Origin of the sequence: cyanobacterium endosymbiont of Epithemia clementina EcSB, assembly GCF_029919255.1 — a bacterium.
Taxonomy (GTDB): Bacteria; Cyanobacteriota; Cyanobacteriia; order Cyanobacteriales; family Microcystaceae; genus Rippkaea.
This window is the reverse complement of the sequence record NZ_CP123991.1, coordinates 2444681-2462547: the sequence shown is the minus strand read 5'-3', so window position 1 is coordinate 2462547 and position 17867 is coordinate 2444681. Positions and strand designations below refer to the sequence as shown.

The 17867-nt window shown below is 36.6% G+C and carries 13 protein-coding genes; 8 read left to right on the top strand and 5 right to left on the bottom strand.

The genetic code is table 11. The features are described 5' to 3' along the window. The first annotated feature begins 21 nt into the window (after positions 1-21). On the top strand, positions 22-1716 hold the full coding sequence (nadB, locus tag P3F56_RS08260; RefSeq protein ID WP_281153773.1) for an L-aspartate oxidase: 1695 nt from the start codon (positions 22-24) through the stop codon (positions 1714-1716). Positions 1717-1721: 5 nt separating this feature from the next. On the opposite strand, the gene P3F56_RS08255 is transcribed toward nadB, so the two are convergent. After that, positions 1722-2180 carry a hypothetical protein gene (locus tag P3F56_RS08255; protein ID WP_281152404.1) on the bottom strand — a complete coding sequence of 153 codons (459 nt, stop codon included), beginning with the start codon at positions 2178-2180 and terminating at the stop codon, positions 1722-1724. A 995-nt stretch (positions 2181-3175) separates the two neighbouring features. Between P3F56_RS08255 and cobS the strand changes: the two genes are divergently transcribed. After that, complete coding sequence (gene cobS, locus P3F56_RS08250) at positions 3176-3961, top strand: adenosylcobinamide-GDP ribazoletransferase (RefSeq protein ID WP_281152403.1); 786 nt, start codon at positions 3176-3178, stop codon at positions 3959-3961. On the opposite strand, the gene P3F56_RS08245 is transcribed toward cobS, so the two are convergent. Beyond that, the gene (locus tag P3F56_RS08245; protein ID WP_281152402.1) at positions 3938-4378 is read right to left on the bottom strand and encodes a PPC domain-containing protein; all 441 of its coding nucleotides are present in this window, start codon (positions 4376-4378) and stop codon (positions 3938-3940) included. The two genes, cobS and P3F56_RS08245, sit on opposite strands and share 24 nt — an antisense overlap. A gap of 245 nt (positions 4379-4623) precedes the next feature. Between P3F56_RS08245 and P3F56_RS08240 the strand changes: the two genes are divergently transcribed. Both P3F56_RS08240 and P3F56_RS08235 read left to right on the top strand, forming a co-directional pair. After that, on the top strand, positions 4624-5115 hold the full coding sequence (locus P3F56_RS08240) for a hypothetical protein (protein WP_281152401.1): 492 nt from the start codon (positions 4624-4626) through the stop codon (positions 5113-5115). Positions 5116-5412: 297 nt separating this feature from the next. Then, on the top strand, positions 5413-7245 hold the full coding sequence (locus tag P3F56_RS08235; protein WP_281152400.1) for a peptidoglycan D,D-transpeptidase FtsI family protein: 1833 nt from the start codon (positions 5413-5415) through the stop codon (positions 7243-7245). A 592-nt stretch (positions 7246-7837) separates the two neighbouring features. On the opposite strand, the gene P3F56_RS10580 is transcribed toward P3F56_RS08235, so the two are convergent. Further along, entirely contained in the window at positions 7838-8023 is a 186-nt protein-coding gene (locus tag P3F56_RS10580; protein ID WP_405054788.1) for a type II secretion system F family protein, read from the bottom strand. Between the two features lie 780 nt (positions 8024-8803). On the opposite strand from P3F56_RS10580, the gene P3F56_RS08230 reads away from it, so the two are divergent. From P3F56_RS08230 to P3F56_RS08220, 3 genes are all read left to right on the top strand, one after another. Beyond that, on the top strand, positions 8804-9739 hold the full coding sequence (locus P3F56_RS08230) for a cytochrome c oxidase subunit II (protein ID WP_281152399.1): 936 nt from the start codon (positions 8804-8806) through the stop codon (positions 9737-9739). 144 nt (positions 9740-9883) lie between these two features. Then, the gene (gene ctaD / locus P3F56_RS08225) at positions 9884-11551 is read left to right on the top strand and encodes a cytochrome c oxidase subunit I (protein ID WP_281152398.1); all 1668 of its coding nucleotides are present in this window, start codon (positions 9884-9886) and stop codon (positions 11549-11551) included. Between the two features lie 112 nt (positions 11552-11663). After that, on the top strand, positions 11664-12260 hold the full coding sequence (locus tag P3F56_RS08220; RefSeq protein ID WP_281152397.1) for a cytochrome c oxidase subunit 3: 597 nt from the start codon (positions 11664-11666) through the stop codon (positions 12258-12260). A 1125-nt stretch (positions 12261-13385) separates the two neighbouring features. On the opposite strand, the gene P3F56_RS08215 is transcribed toward P3F56_RS08220, so the two are convergent. Continuing rightward, on the bottom strand, positions 13386-14561 hold the full coding sequence (locus P3F56_RS08215; protein ID WP_281152396.1) for a TRC40/GET3/ArsA family transport-energizing ATPase: 1176 nt from the start codon (positions 14559-14561) through the stop codon (positions 13386-13388). 502 nt (positions 14562-15063) lie between these two features. Between P3F56_RS08215 and P3F56_RS08210 the strand changes: the two genes are divergently transcribed. Then, positions 15064-15246 (top strand): hypothetical protein, encoded by a 183-nt coding sequence (locus P3F56_RS08210; RefSeq protein ID WP_281152395.1) that lies wholly within the window; start codon positions 15064-15066, stop codon positions 15244-15246. Positions 15247-15898: 652 nt separating this feature from the next. Here the strand turns inward: P3F56_RS08210 and ilvD are convergent. Continuing rightward, on the bottom strand, positions 15899-17584 hold the full coding sequence (gene ilvD / locus P3F56_RS08205; protein ID WP_281152394.1) for a dihydroxy-acid dehydratase: 1686 nt from the start codon (positions 17582-17584) through the stop codon (positions 15899-15901). Positions 17585-17867: the final 283 nt, after the last annotated feature.

Here is a 17867-nt window from a genome sequence, read left to right as displayed (position 1 = left end):
ATTTATAGACAACCATTTTTTATTACTTTGATATCATCAGCTAATTCTATTTCTGCTGACCTTCTGACAACCCAATTTGATATTTTAGTGGTGGGTTCAGGGGCAGCTGGACTCTATGGTGCCTTGTGTTTGCCCCCAAAGTATCGAGTTGGATTAATTACCAAAGATACGTTAAAAACAGGAGCCAGTGATTGGGCGCAGGGGGGAATTGCAGCAGCGATTGCTCTTAACGACTCTCCACAGTTTCATCTAGAAGATACCCTCAAAGCGGGTGTTCAGTTATGTGATTATAGTGCTGTCGAATTCCTTGTTAATGAAGCTCCTAGCGTGATTGATTCTTTAGTGAAAATGGGAGTAGCATTTGACCGAAAAAATAGTCAATTAGCCATGACTCTAGAAGCTGCCCATTCTCATCCTCGTGTGCTTCATGCGGCAGATACTACAGGAAGGGCAATCGTTGGTACTCTCACGGAAAAAGTGTTAGAACGCTCTAATATTACAATTATTCCTCAAGCAGTTGCTTTAAAATTGTGGCTTGATTCTCTGCAAAAAGAATGTCTAGGTGTCAGCGTTCTATATCAAAGACAAATTCATTGGATTCGTTCATCTGCAGTAATTTTAGCCACTGGTGGAGGCGGTCGAGTTTATGCTCAAACTACTAATCCTACTGTTAGCACAGGGGATGGTGTGGCCTTAGCTTGGCGAGGAGGAGCAGTTCTAAAGGATCTAGAGTTTTTTCAGTTTCATCCAACAGCTTTAATTAAACATAATGCTCCTCATTTTCTTATTAGTGAAGCAGTGCGGGGAGAAGGAGCGCACCTAATTGATCACCAAGGGCGACGCTTTGCTTTTGATTATCATCCAAATGGGGAGTTAGCTCCCAGAGATGTAGTTAGTCGTGCTATTTTTAGCCACTTACAAAGGACTACAGGAGATCCTGCCCATGGCTATGTTTACCTTGATTTACGCCCTATCGAATCCGAACAAATTCGCCGTCGTTTTCCCAATATTATTCAGGTCTGTCGAAATTGGGGAGTAGATGTGTTTAAAGAGCCAATTCCTGTGGCTCCAGCTGCCCATTACTGGATGGGGGGTATTCGCGTAAATCTTAAGAATGAGACTTCTATTAAGAGACTCTATGCCATTGGAGAAACTGCTAGTACAGGAGTTCATGGAGCGAATCGTTTAGCCAGTAATTCTTTGTTAGAGTGTTTGGTGTTTGCAGCTCAGTTATCCAAAATCGAAGTGAGTTCACCACAGGCAATTAGTTCAGACAAAATTTCGGTTGTAAGGAAAAAAGGAGAATGGACTACAGAAATAGAATTAATTAAGAAGATTAATCGAGATTTACCAATTTTAATCTGGAAAAATGCGGGTATTTGTCGGGAGCAAAGTTTATTAGAAACGGCTTTAGATCAAGTTAAAGATTGGCGAGAACAATTAACGCATATCGACAGTAGCCAATATGTGCTGAACTTAGAGCCTGGCCAACAGATAGTTTTTGACTCCCCCACAGCACACACTCATCTACGAACCTGTGCAGAAACCTTAAATTTATTGGATATTGCCTATTTAATTTTAAAAAGCGCCTTGTTTAGAACAGAAAGTCGTGGAGGACATTATCGAATTGATTATCCTAAATCCTCTCTTCAATGGCGGGTGCACACCCTAATCTGCAGTCATCAATCTAGCACTAATCAAGTTGAATCAGTGTAATTGTTTCAAAAAAGACAATCATCATCTTTGTTGTCTGACTGAACATCCCATTTAGCAGCCAAAACTTGAGTAACCATGGCTTCAAGAGTAGCAGCATCTAGATTAAAATTCAATTCTGGAGTTTGAGAAGAGTGAGTAATGGGAATTAATCTTAGACAACGATGATCTTGCATTAGATCAAAGTAAGTCTTCTGAGTAGGTGAACGGTGTAATTTTAAATAATCGAAGCTTTGGACATTAAGATAGAGAGAGCGATTAGCAATGATAGTACCCTGTTGAGGATCGCTAAAAACTTCAACGACGCATCCCTCCCCCTCACTCTGTACTTCTTTATCAAAGGTATGAATATAATGAACACGGCTTAAATCATTGAGAACTCGTCGCATATCTTCGTTGTTGATGATAACACCAACGTCAATAATGCAAGGAGCAGGTAATGGGTGTGAGGTGTGGTTATGACTCATGAAAAATTGCCTACGGATCGACCATTAATCCAGCCTAATGGTAGATAATTAATGGGCGGTGATGTATGAGTAAGAGAAATTTCTTACCATACGATCTTAACCCAAGATCCCATGACTATTCCTTAAAATTTTGATGAGAGATAACTCAAGGCAGTCTTGTCTTCAAATTGTTACCTACTTTATACTTATGCTAAGTAAACAGCTTTAAATAATTTTTTAAAAAGTAAATTATTTCGTATATTTATAATTAAGTAATTAGAGTTTTATTTATATAAACTTCATTGATTTTTTAGAGCAATTTCCTTGTTCAATACTTTGTTGAGGTAGCTGATAAAGCATGTTTGTATACTATGTACATTTCTGACTGTTTAATCAATTATTATTTGATATTTTTTATACTCTCATATTCAACTTTGTTATTGACCATGAATTTGTGGAAGTTATAAATATAGATTTTTTCTATAATCTTAGTTTAGGTTTAACTAAACACCTTGTAAGAACTGAGTCATTATTAAAATAATTACTGTATCTATTCCTTTATTATTACGGTATTTCTGAGCTGTATTTGCTTTTTTTTAAAAGAAATATTAGCTATAATGGATAGTGATTTGATCATTTTTCTAGAGGTATTTAACATTTTTTTTTAAGAGAAATCACTTTAATTTAAATTCTTAGAGAATTTTATAATTATTATATTTTTAAGAAATCTACCTATAAATTAGTTTTCTAAAAAACTAATAAGTTCACTCAGTCTGCAATTTATTTGAATTTTTTGATAGTTCTGACTCGTCTAACTATGTCAGCTAAATTTTTTAAAAAACTGGCATCTAGTACTCTCTTATTTAAGAGTATCCTTCCCATACTTACAGACTGATTTAAATGTTAGAGGTAAGTTGGTAAAATAGTTACGATTCCCCAATTACCAACAATACAAGTAAGTTTACTAACATTGAAAGAAATTATTTCGGTCAATACCCAACAGTATCTAAATCTAAATGGTCAAAAAAATAGTTCAACATCTTAAATATGATCTGAAAACATTTTTAGGCGCGATTACATTTTATACAATTATTCCCCTTCCTTCCCAATGGCCACAGTTATTTCAACAACTAGCTCGATGGTCTCCATTACTAGGAATATTACTCGGAGGAGGGTTGGGACTAGCAGATGTAGGCTTAAACTTTTTAGGATTTCCCATAATCATCCGTAGTGCTTTAATTGTCGCTGTTTGGCTTGTTTTAACGGGAGGATTACACTTAGACGGAGTCATCGATACAGCTGATGGATTAGGGGCAACTGATTCTACTCGTCGGTTAACAATCATGCAAGATAGTGTGGCTGGAGCTTTTGGCGTAATGGCTGCGGTAGTTGTATTGGGGTTAAAAACCATTGCTTTAAGTGAGATAACCAGTTATCGTTGGTTAGTGTTAATGATAGCCGCAGGATGGGGACGATGGGGACAGGTAGCTGCTATCACTTTTTATCCTTACCTAAAACCTACCGGTAAAGGCGCATTTCACAAACGGAGCATTCAATTACCCCAAGATCTGTTTTTAGGATTAGGAAGTTTATTAACCCTCAGTGGATTGTTAATTCTATTCAATGTTCATCATTGGTGGTTGGGAGTTGAGGTAGCTGTGGTTGGGAGCAGCATTGCCATTATTACAGGGTTCTGGTTTTATCAGCGTTTAGGTGGACATACAGGGGATACCTACGGTGCAGTGGTAGAATGGAGTGAAGCCTTAATCTTGAGCATCCTAACTCGCTGGTTTGTTACGTAAGTTTTTGACCGGACGTAGGCGATCTAATTTAAGGGTAAATTTCCCTCCTCCTGTCTCTCCAAAGGCACGAATTCGGATGATATACTTTCCACTTTCAGTAATCCGAGCAAACAACAGGGAATTAGTAGAACCATCCGGTCCGTCATCATTTTCCGCAATGGTGGACCCATCAGCTGCTAATAGTAGAACAACGCTATCAAATTCCTCAGACATCAAGTCAATTGCTACCTGATCTCCATGTTCAAGTTCCACCAAATAATCGCGCGCAAATCCTCCTTCTCCAGTGGGAATATCTTGAGTAGAAAGGGTGTCCATAACTTTATTATTGGAAGCTAACGGAATAGGATTGTATAATTGCGGCTGTCCTTGAACAGGTAGAATATAAAATCTGAAGTTAAGGAAGATAGTTGTAAGCATCACAAAGCCAAACCAACATTTTCTCGAAAAATAGACCATAAAAAATCACAGAGATAATCATTAAACGGATTAGTATAGACTCTATATATGATATAGTCTTCTATTTCAGAACAGTTGGGTCATTATGCAACATAAAGAAGGTTATCCTCGTCTCTCATACGAGACTCCATAAGGATTAATCACCGATATCGATTTATCGAAATTCTCTTAAGTCACTTTTATCCAATTTAAATGTCAACTAGATTATGATTGCTGCACGTGATTATCGACCCATTCCTAAATCCTCACGTTTGAAGAAATCACGGAGAGCTTCACCGACTTATTCATTGGTTAATTCCAGAAAAATTGCCAAAATGTCGAGTAATCAGGATAAGGTATATTATTATTTACAATTTCTGTTATTTATCAATAAAGTCTCTGCTACCTTTGCTTTTTTTCTAGTAACTTTAACTTTAGGTGTTTATGGATGGACAGTTCGGGTGCCGAGCCTCTGGAGTCAAGAGTTTAGAAAATTAACTAAGCTACAACAGGAGGAACGCTATTTAGTTGGGGCTAATGAGGTCTTAAAACACCAATTAGCTCAACAAGCCGAAAAACCAGAAGTTGGCTTAACTCAACTCCATCCAAAAGATCTAATTTTTCTCCCGGATGTTAAGGTTGTCCCCTTATCTGTTACTGATGCTACAATTTCCAATCAGGGAACCCCTTGGGTGGCTGAAGCTCCTATAGCTTATTAACTTAATTAACGTAGCTGTTTTGATACTTCAATAGGTTGAGTTAAGTGTTATAAATAATTACTGAACTGTCATGAGTATCATCAATATTCACTATTCACTGTAAATATAGTAAATATAGTCAAACATGATTGTTTGTGGTAGACTATCCAACCAGACTGACTAGGTTTTTAGGGAGTCAATGATATATAGAAATACCCAAACCCTATCCGTGAAGTTGGGAGATTTTTATTGTAATAGCTTAAAGTACGGAGAATATAAAAATTGCTCATTTCCTAATACCAAACTTCCCACAACTCAATGAGTAGATCTAAATTCAAGCGGTTTTCATCTAGATCTAAGTATCCAAACAGGAAAAGTCGTTTCCCTCGAAAATCAGACTCGTCTAACTATAGACTCCGACGCTCTCCGCCAGCTTCTGGTTCTAAAAAAAGGACGGCTCTACCCCAGTTAAGACTCTTATTAGTGTGGGGAGTCTTAATAGGAGCAATGATTGGCCTAGGGGTTAAACTATATCAATTACAGATTGTTCAAGCACCAGAATTACAAAAAAAAGCGCGATCACAACAAACGGTTAATTTAAGACCTTATATTCCGCGACGATCTATTATTGACAGTCAGGGTAATGTTTTGGCGACTGATCGCCTTGTCCATATTCTTTATGTCCATCCTATTCAATTTAAAATAACTAAAGAAGAAGTGGCTGCTCAACTTAGTCCTATCTTGGAAGATAAAACCCCACAACAACTAATTGAGCGGTTTAAACAGCGTGATACGGGCATCCCCATTGCTCGTGGCTTAACAGAAGGCCAGGCGGCTAGGATTGAAAAATTGCGTCTGGATGGGGTGGAATTGAACGAGTCTTATACTCGCTTTTATCCTCAAGAAAAGATGGTGTCTGAGGTGATCGGCTATGTCGATAGTGATCGCCATGGCCAAGCAGGAATTGAACGCAGTCAGGAAAAGCTACTAGAACGGGATTTACTAAGTTTATATGTGCGTCGTACTGCTTTAGGGGAGATTGTTCCTGCTTTTTTACCCCAAGATTTGCTCAAATCCAATGATCTGCGGGTGCAGTTAACCTTAGATATGCGGATACAGAGGGCGGTACGGGTTGCTCTTCAACAGCAATTGAACAAATTTGATGCTAAACGGGGAGCGGTAATTATTATGGACAGCACTGATGGCTCGTTGATATCTTTGGTATGTGAGCCAACTTTTGATCCTAATAAGTACTATAAATCCAGAATAGAACTATTCAAAAATTGGACGGTCACTGATCTTTATGAACCAGGCTCGACTTTCAAACCAATTAATGTTGCTTTAGCCCTTACAGCAGGAGTGATTCAGCCAAATACTGTGATTTACGATTCTGGAGCGGTTCAGGTGGATGGTTGGAATATCTACAATGCTACTAGAACAGGACATGGAGCGATTAACATTGCTGAAATTCTGCAAACCTCCAGTAATGTAGCTATGGTTCATATGATGCGGCAATTAAATCGTAAAGATTACTATCAACGATTACAGCAATTGCAAATTAATAAAAAAACAGGCATTGATTTACCAGGAGAAGTGAGTGGTTATCTCAAAAGTGAGGAAATCTTTACTAAAAGAGGAATCGAAGTAGCTACAGCCTCTTTTGGCCAAGGTCTATCCTTAACTCCTATCAAGTTAGTTCAATTACATGGGGCATTGGCCAATGGGGGAAAGTTAGTGACTCCCCATCTAGTTCGCGGATTAGTTGATGTTGATGGTCATCTGCACTGGAAACCCAAGCATAAAGTTACACAGATTATTTCACCTGATGTAAGTCGGCAAGTAGCAGAGATGATGGAAACTGTGGTTACTGATGGGTCAGGGAAAGCATCTCAAATTTCAGGGTATCGAATTGGAGGTAAAACAGGGACTTCTCAAAAAGCGGGTCCTAGGGGAGGGTATTTATCTAATGCGAAGATAACAAGTTTTGTAGCGATTTTACCAGTAGATAATCCTCGCTATGTTGTTATGACAGTGGTAGATGAACCCCAAGGAGCAAATACTTATGGCTCAACGGTAGCCGCGCCTATTGCGAAAAGGGTAATTGAGGCGTTAATTTCTCTGAAAGGAATTCCTCCCTCTCAGTATAATTAAGCATTATATCCATATTTTATCAAGAAAAAGTAAATGGTTATACTAAAAATATTTGAGAATTTTTTCTTTTTTTCTATTACGTAAACTATTACGTAATAGAAAAAAGCTACTGTTGATATTATCAGTTATATTGCTAAATATATGTGACTAACACGAAGATATTAACCTATTCATAATTGTTATTGAGTGTCATTTAACTATTAAGCTAACAACTCAATAAATTGTATAAATATGGAGACTATATATAAAAACTAAGGTTTCTGACTCTAGCTTAGTTTTCCATTGTGGATTACATATAGTTATGACTTCTTCAACAGTAGGAGAACTTAATTAACTTTTCTTGAGATATCGAAAGTTACAAACCTTAACAAGGGGTAAAGAAATAGTCATTAAATTGTTTACAGAATGACGTAATTCAAAAAATATATTTAAATGGGGACCATGCTGTTTAAGTAGGGCGATAGTATTCAAGCACCGCTATACTCATATCAATAGAGTTTTGTAATTTGATGATTTAACAGTCATAGCAGAACAGATAAGAGATGAGAGATAAAACCAGTAATTTTATCAATTAATTAATTAATAGTACTTCTTAAGCAGGTGCGTTGAATATTTTAAAGATTGGAATTATCGAGATCATTTCGACGATAACCATTATTATCAAAGGGTTAAGAAAACTTGTTAGAACTTTGATAGCTTGCTCAACTTCATCTTCATAAAGATCTGCTACTATCATCGTCATTACATCAAATTCTCCTATTTTTCCTCCAAAACTGATTAGTTTAAGTTGTTAACTGGGGAGATATATAAGCTCATTTCAAAGCTACACTTACAATGGTAAAACCACTTTTAAATATCAATAAAATTGCTTTCACTAGGCTGATAACGTTCAATTAACTGACAATAATTAACTAATAAAACTTAAAATATTTAAATTTTAAGTTGAAGATTAATATTTTTTTATGAATTTATAGGTTTTCTTTTTAATCAACTTAAATGTATTATTAATATCTTCTAATTGTTTCTGATTAAAATAGACAATAGGTTTTCAGAACACGACACTAAATTACACCATGGCTTTCTAACTTTAATAAGTAAAAGTTACTATTAAGTCTATTTTTTCAAAAACAAACTATTTCTATCTCACTTAAAACTTGATTATTGGTAATAATGGATATCCATTTTAATATTTCATTGATTTAACTGAGTTAAGCATTTAACTCTATAAGTATAGATCAAGTAAAAATGTTGTATTAATATGATTCATATTAGATGTACAATATACTTATGTCGTCTATAGGTAGAGTATTTGTCGCTTTTTTAAAGTTAAATTAAAAAATAAATTTTATTTTTTAATTTAACTTTTCACATAGGAGGTTTGATGACATCATTTAATCTGTAGTTAAACTAAAATTTATAACTCACTAAACCTCTCAGCCTATTTAAAATCTAAAGAAAAACAAAAGATTCGTTGAAGATCTCATAAAGATACCCACTATTTGGGAAAGGATGTTTTACCGTTGATTAAGTAGCGAATTGTATATCCTTATCAACTACCGTGAAGATTCCCAGTAGCATCATCACTCTGATTGTTGGTGTCGTAATCACTCTAATTAGCCTCTGGTATGGTCAACATCACGGACTTATGCCAGTGGCTGCTTCTTACGATGCCACACAAGTAGACGGCATTTTCAATTTTATGATTAGCATTGCCATCGGCCTCTTTTTACTAGTGGAAGGGACCCTTGTGTTTTGTCTGATTAAATTTCGCCGTCGTCCCAACGATCAAACTGACGGGCCACCTATCGAAGGCAATGTCCCTTTAGAAATTTTTTGGACAGCCATTCCTACCGTTATCGTTTTTATCCTTGCTCTCTATAGTTTTGAGGTCTATAGCAATATGGGGGGACTTGACCCCGTAATTTCTCGTGACACCCCACCTCAGCAAATTGCGATGGATGGTAATCACAAGCAAGTTGCTTTAGGAATTGGAATCTCTGCCAATGAAAGCGGAGAAATTGCTCCCCTCATGGTGAAAGTTCAAGGAATGCAATATGCTTGGGTTTTTACCTATCCTGAGACGGGAATCACTTCAGGAGAACTTCATGTCCCGAAAAATCGCCCCGTCCAATTAACTATTGCTGCAACTGATGTTCTCCACTCTTTTTGGGTTCCTCAATTACGTCTTAAACAAGATGCGATTCCTGGACGAGATGCGATGTTAGCATTTACCGCGAATCGTGAAGGAGACTATCCCATTGTCTGTGCTGAATTATGTGGAGCTTACCATGGTGGGATGAGAGCTGTTCTCCACGTTGAAGATGAAGAAACTTATGCTCAATGGGAAGAAACTAATAAACCTATTCAAAAAGCGAGCTTGGATGAAACAGTAGCAGTTAATCCCAAAAGTCTCTCTGGGGGAGAGTTTCTTCGCCCCTATGCCCATGAAATGGGCATCCACAAAGAAACCTTAGCTCAAGTACCCCATCCCTAAAGGATTAGGCAGAAGACCAAAGAGACAACCTTGAGTACAACAACTTTTTGGCCTTAATGCATATTGCCATATACCTTATAACTCATCATCCTTAACTTGGGCTATTCCATTTCTAAGTCATTGTAAAGTATCATTCAATTTCCTATGACAACAGTAGTCGCGTCAAACCATACGGCACATAAAGAAAGGAAGTGGACGGATTATTTTACCTTTAGCACCGACCATAAGGTGATTGGGATCCAATACCTCGTTACTTCTTTTGCTTTCTACTTCATCGGTGGGGCTTTTGCGGAAGTCATTCGTACAGAATTAGCCACCGCCGACCCAGATTTCGTCACCCCGGCCTTATATAACCAAATTATGACCATCCACGGAACGATTATGATCTTCTTGTGGATTGTTCCGGCTGGGGCTGCTTTTGCTAATTATCTAATTCCCCTCATGATCGGGGCTGAAGACATGGCTTTTCCCACCCTCAATGCGGTGGCGTTTTGGTTAACTCCTCCAGGGGGTATCCTCTTGCTAGCCAGCTTTTTTGTTCCTAATGGGGCCCCTCAGTCTGGTTGGACTTCCTATCCTCCCTTGAGTTTAGTTAGCGGGGTTTGGGGGGAAGAAATTTGGATTTTGAGCGTTTTATTGGTGGGAACCTCCTCGATTTTGGGGGCAATTAATTTTGTTACCACCATCTTCAAAATGCGGATTCCGGATATGGATCTCCACAGCATGCCTCTGTTTTGCTGGTCGATGTTAGCGACATCAGCCCTAATTCTACTTTCTACCCCTGTTTTGGCTGCGGCATTAGTACTTCTCTCTTTTGATCTTATTGCCGGAACTTCCTTCTTTAACCCCACAGGAGGAGGAGATCCAATCGTTTACCAGCATATGTTCTGGTTCTACTCCCATCCGGCGGTGTATATCATGATATTACCTTTCTTTGGAGTTATTTCTGAAGTATTACCCGTCCACTCCCGCAAACCGATTTTTGGCTATCGAGCGATCGCTTACTCGAGTTTAGCCATCAGCTTCTTAGGGTTAATTGTTTGGGCGCACCATATGTTCACCAGTGGAACACCAGGATGGTTACGGATCTTCTTTATGGCAGCTACTATGCTGATTGCTGTTCCCACAGGGATTAAAATCTTTAGTTGGTGTGCAACCCTTTGGGATGGAAAGCTCAATCTCAATACCGCCATGTTGTTTGGAGTTGGGTTCATTGCAACCTTCGTCATGGGTGGCTTAACAGGAGTTATGTTATCTTCTGTTCCCTTTGATATCCATGTCCATGATACTTATTTTGTAGTAGGACATTTCCATTACGTCCTCTTCGGTGGGGCAGCCATGGGACTGTTTGCTGGATTTTATCATTGGTTCCCTAAAATGACGGGGCGGATGATTAATGAACCTCTGGGTAAATTGCACTTTATTCTCTTGTTCATTGGGTTGAATATTACCTTTTTACCTATGCACAAATTGGGGTTAATGGGAATGAATCGTCGTGTTGCCCTTTATGATGTGCAGTTCGAACCCATCAATTTAATTTGCACCATTGGGGCTTACATTCTAGCTGTTTCTAGTCTTCCTTTTGTTATCAATATCCTTTGGAGTCTGAATAAAGGCGAAAAAGCCGCTCGTAACCCCTGGCGTGCCTACACTCTAGAATGGCAAACGGCCTCTCCTCCCATCATTGAAAACTTTGAAGAAGAACCAATATTATGGGCAGGTCCCTACGATTACGGTACAGATTCAGAAGTTATCAATGGGGAAGAAACTGTCGACAACATGTTAGCAGAAGTCGGTTCTCAATCGAGATAATGCTCATGAACAAAAGCGATCACGGTTAATCTTTACAATACGTGATCGCTATTCTTTTCATTCTTTTTGTCTTAGATTTACTCTGTCACTATTATTCCATCAAACAATAGTTATGCAAGGATCAGCAATTGAACAGTCACAAGGAACTGTTAACCTTCACAGTGGTCATCCAGACCATCGATTTTTTGGGATTGCCCTTTTTCTAATAGCAGAAAGTTCTATTTTTTTGGGACTATTTGCTGCCTTTATTATTTATCGCACGATCATTCCTGTTTGGCCTCCTGAAGGAACGCCGGAATTAGAATTATTATTGCCTGGGGTTAATACAATAATTCTGGTTGCTAGTAGTTTTGTGATGCATAAAGGTCAAGCTGCTATCAAGAAAAATGACGTTTCTGGGTTAAAGTTCTGGTTTAGAACCACGGCCGTTATGGGTATTGTCTTCCTTATCGGTCAGATGTATGAATACTTCCATCTAGAGATGGGATTAACCACTAATTTATTTGCCAGTTGTTTCTATGCTTTAACTGGATTTCATGGACTTCATGTTACCTTTGGTCTGTTGTTAATTCTAGCAGTGTTATCGCGTTCACATGAAGAAGGACATTATTCTAGTGAGTCCCATTTTGGGGTTGAAGTAGCAGAAATTTACTGGCACTTTGTGGATGTAGTTTGGATTATCCTTTTTACATTGGTTTATCTTTTGTAAAGTTTAGGATAATCTTAAATTTGTTTTAAATAACTGGGTTCTGAGAATTTCTTGGTGACCCAGTTTTTTTATTTTTTACTTTAAAGTTAAATTAACAAGAAAAAAGAAAAATTAAGTTGTTTCGCCATACAATTATTATCGTTTTAGTTATTCAAATTAGTATTTTAGTTAAATCAAGAAATTGAAGTAATTTTTGAAAGTTTAGTAGTATTATTGATAGAGATATATATTTGTTTACATCTCATTTTCCAAGTTCCAACAAACTTATCAATAACGGCAGTCAGAAAAAGAGTTATGACTGATTTATTTGAATGAATAGTTAGGCTATTAGCCACGATATTGATAAAGGTAATATTTATTAATCAATATTAATTGAAGTGGATAAATTAGTGTTTAATGTTTCTAACACTGATAGAAATACTAAACTTTTTATATATTTATGTACAAGATATGAGATAAAAATAGTTTTTTTAAAAGTTCAATTAGTATTGAAAATAGGAGCAAGAACTTGCATAATTTAGAATGTCTTGATTAGCTTATATTGCGTATTAACCATTTTAGTTAAAAATAAAGGATAGCACGTAGGTTTTCGTTAAATTACCAATTTTATAGATGTAAAAAAGTTTTTATATTACTTTTAGTTTAAATACATCATAGCTGTTGAGAAATTGTCAATACTAAATATTAGTAAACATTTTAAAAAAAACAAAGAGAATTAAAACAAAGAACAAAAAACTAAATTAAACCAGTTATGTAAAAAACTCACCATTGTAAAATAAATTTAGAATTTTTTTTAAAAAAACAATAATTAGGTTTAGATTGAAGAATCTATCGTTTATTTTTACCCAAAATAATTAAAAGAATAGTGAAGACATTAATCATAAATTGAAGTTGACTAAAAGTAAAGTTTATGGGTTTAGCAACTTCGTTTATTCTCAACTACAAAGTTTTTTGACTTGGTATTTTACTAGTTAAATCTATATCATAAGTTTAGTATACCCTAAAGATTATCAGAAAAATAAAAACTAAAGAAGGAGATTATACTCAATCTTTAGTTGATCATAATTTTATCTGTCAATTTAGTAAAAATAGCTAAAATTCGGATTATTTTAGGTTTGGTTTATATTAGGGAGAGAAGCAAATTTTTAGGTAATCGTTTTCTATTTTTGCTCCTGAAGGTTTTAAAGTAGCTAAAGCTTGAGGTAAAACTAAATTTCGGCGATGATTACCAATGCGAATATTTAACTCATCTCCTGTTTTATGTAGTTGAATTTGTTCTTTAGGTATTCCTGGTAAATATAACTCTAAACTGTAATTTTCAGCATTTTGAACTACCTTAAGGGTATTTTCCTTGTAATAAACCTGAGTAGGATTTTCGTCCTTATATAAGGTTAGTTTTAACCTTTCTAAGGCTTCTAACCCACACATTTCCTCAGAATAAAGAGGAACTTCTTTTACAGGTAAAGGATAAAAATTCTTGTGAATTTCTTCTCTGTAAATCTGTTGATTTTCTTTCCATCTTTGAAAAAAACTATCCGTCACCGTATCAGGAATAATGCGGTTAGCTACCACTAAATCTGTAGACACATTATATAAACTTAGATAAGCATGGGCACGTAATGATTCCTTAATCACCATTTTTTCAGGGTTAGTAACTAAACGGACTGTAGTTTGGCTATTATCAGTTAAGACCTTTTCTAATGCCTCAATTTGCTCATAAAATTCATAGGGTGCGTCCATTACTTCTTTATCAGGTAAAGAAAACCCTGCAATGGGTTTAAATAAAGGTTCTACCAACGGTCTTAAGACGACAGACATTCCTTGCAAAGGCTTGTAAAATCGTCTCATATACCATCCTCCTACTTCAGGGATACTTAACAGCCTTAAAGCAGTTCCTGTAGGAGCTGAATCAATGATTAAAACCTCATACTCCCCTTCATCATAGTGGCGTTTCATACGCACTAACCCAAAAATTTCGTCCATTCCAGGTAAAATTGCTAATTCTTCAGCCTGAACACCATCAAGTCCTCTTGCTTGTAACACTTGGGTGATGTAGCGTTTAACTGCACCCCAGTTGCTTTCTAACTCCATGAGTGCATCCAATTCAGCTCCCCAAAGATTAGGACAGATTTTACGAGGCTCGTGCCCCAATTCTAAATCAAAACTATCGGCAAGGGAATGGGCGGGATCAGTACTTAAAACTAGAGTTTTATAGCCTAATTCTGCACATCGCAGTCCAGTAGCGGCCGCAACGGAGGTTTTACCAACTCCTCCTTTACCAGTCATAAGGATTACACGCATGGGTTCTCTAAGAGAGTTTACATTACTTATCTTTATTATGAGGGATTGAGAGAAAAATGTTGCTTAATTACACCCCAACGAAAAAAATTCTAATAATCGGTATGGGAGATGATCAGTTTTTTTTATTCTGAGATAGCAATTTACAGTTTTCAAGAAAGAGGAGTTGTCCGATGAAAAATCTATTCCGTATGGAAGTTATATTGAAAACTATAAATTTTATGTAAATAGAGATTAATCTCTTTAAAGTTGAGAGTTTTTTTTAGATCGAATCTATATAAATTGAATAAGTTTATTGACAGGATATTTTTGACAGTCAGTTTTGATGACTTCGAGAATATATAGTAAGATTATTTACTTTGTTTCGCAAAAAATAAGGTTAAAAGACACCCTCTATTTTAATGAAAAAAAACCTATTATAGATTGAGTAACCTAAACTTTGCCATTTACCATTATTCGCCCTACCCCAGGACCAACAACCACCCAGTAAATTCAAAAATTAATTTTGATCCATCCTCAAGAAATTACGGTAAAAAAAATAAGTAATCGCTTAAATTGTCCTGTTTCAGGAGTACAATTTTGTTTCAAAGCTCGCTTAGCTATAATTACTTTTACAGCTAAGCGAGCTTCTGATACCCAAGAGTGGATTTATTATCCTACTTCTGTTTTTTTACTTAAATATAATTAAAATGAATCATAAACTCATTTTTTAACTTTACTAAATTAATCTAATAGTTTTTGTGGTCATCTGTATCCAAGGTTATATTGAAAATAAGGTAATTTTTTTTCATTTTTCTAAAAATCGAAATTTAACTTTAACACTATCCCAGATAACTTTTAACTGAAACCTCAAATATTCTCTCCCAATGCAGTATAACAAGCAGATTGTCTTTTCTATGGCTAGTTTAGCATTAATTGCTGGAATACTAATTTATGGTTATATTTTATAATCATTTTTTTCTGGAAAAAATAAATATTTTACTAAAAATAAATAAAAAAGTTAATTATTTTTAGCTCTTATATTTAATTTTTAAAAGTTCAAACAGTTTACTTATCTCCAGAATAAATATAGACAATTCCTTGCTCATCGTAAGCCTAACATTTAGAGATTATTTGTCAAGTCAATATTCAAAGAATTTAAGGATGTTTCATCATAATGTAATGAAACATCCTTAAATTCTTGAGTATTATGCGTTACAGCGTAATAAAATTTCAAGTTTTATCGCATCACTAGAGTGATGCACTCTAGTTAGTGTTTTGGTTACAAACAGTCTCTTGTTGACCAATTAGATCCAAATATATAGTAAAAAACCGGAAGGGAGCATTGCCTACCCTCTAATTTAGAACATATCCAAATCTGTAACTGCCCCTAAACTACTCGAAGAAACTAACCTAGCATACTTGCCTAAAACTCCTCGTTGATAACGTGGTTGTGGCGCGGTCCAATTCTGACGACGTCGGACCAATTCCTCCTCGGAAACATTCAACTGCAATAACCGTTGTTCAGCATCAATCGTAACACTATCTCCTCCTTCTACTAAGGCAATAGTTCCCCCAACAAAAGCTTCTGGGGCCACATGACCAACCACTAACCCATAGGTTCCCCCAGAGAAACGACCATCTGTAATTAAGCCCACCGAATCCCCTAACCCTGCCCCGATAATTGCTGAGGTTGGGGCTAACATTTCCCGCATTCCAGGGCCTCCTTTAGGACCTTCATAGCGAACGATAATGATATCTCCTGCCTTAATTTTTCCTGTTAAAATTGCATTCAAACAGTCTTCTTCCGATTCAAAAACTTTTGCGGGCCCAGTAATTTTTGGATTCTTGACTCCACTAATTTTAGCAACAGCTCCTTCCGGGGCTAAGTTCCCCTTGAGAATCGCTAAATGACCTTCTGTATAAACAGGCTTATTCCAAGGACGAATGACATCTTGATTCGTTGGTGGTTTGTCAGGAATATCTTGTAACACTTCAGCAATGGTTTGTCCTGAAATTGTCAAAGCATCTTCGTGTAATAATCCGTGAATTAATAACATCCTCATCACTTGAGGAATACCCCCAGCTTGATGTAAATTCATGGTAACGTAGCGTCCCGAAGGTTTTAAATCACACAATACGGGAACCTTTTTCCGAATGATTTCAAAGTCATCCAAAGTTAATTCAACCCCAATCGTATTAGCAATAGCTAATAGATGTAATACCGCATTAGTAGATCCTCCTACTGCCATAATTACAGTGATGGCATTTTCAAAGGCTTTACGGGTTAAAATTTGACTTGGCAGAATTTGATTACGGATAGCATTTACCAGAAAAAAAGCGGATTTTTCCGTACTATCTGCCTTTTCTGTATCTTCAGCGGCCATCGTGGAAGAATAGGGTAAACTCATTCCCATCGCTTCAAACGCTGATGACATAGTATTGGCTGTAAACATTCCTCCACACGAACCTGCCCCAGGACAGGCATTACGCTCAATTGCTAATAATTTATTACTATCTATTTTGCCTGCACTGTATTCTCCTACCGCTTCAAAAGCACTAACAACGGTTAAATCTTCTCCTTGATAGTGACCAGGTTTGATCGTTCCCCCATAAACAAAAATACCTGGAATATTCATCCGGGCGATAGCAATCATTGCCCCAGGCATGTTTTTATCACAGCCCCCAATGGCAAGGATCCCATCCATACTTTGAGCATTACAAGCGGTTTCGATGGAATCAGCAATCACTTCCCGTGAAACAAGAGAATACTTCATCCCTTCAGTTCCCATAGAGATACCATCACTAACAGTAATTGTCCCAAACATTTGAGGCATTGCCCCGGCTGTTTTTAGTCCAGCTTCGGCTCGTTTCGCTAAGTCATTAATGCCAATATTGCAGGGAGTGATGGTACTATAGCCATTGGCTAACCCCACGATAGGTTTAGTAAAGTCATCATCTTTAAACCCTACTGCCCTTAACATAGCTCGGTTTGGGGTTCGTTGACTTCCTTGAGTAACGGTACGGCTTCTGAGATTATCTGACATTTATAAGGTTCTCCTAATAGGGATAGCACTTTCTTTATTGTCTATGGTTGGTTAAAGGTCGAGTTGTTAAACTTTACAAAAATTTCATAGTTGTGTATATCCTTCGCAATTGTATCTTAAATTGTCTTTAATTGAATGTGAGTTCTAGAATAGTTAAAAATAAGGTTGTTATTGTCAACATATAAGTCAAAATAAGACGATATTGGCAATTATATGAGATAGCAATTGTCAATGCTCGAGACCAAAACTTTTGTTAACAAACAATAGAGGACAAGAGTAGTTT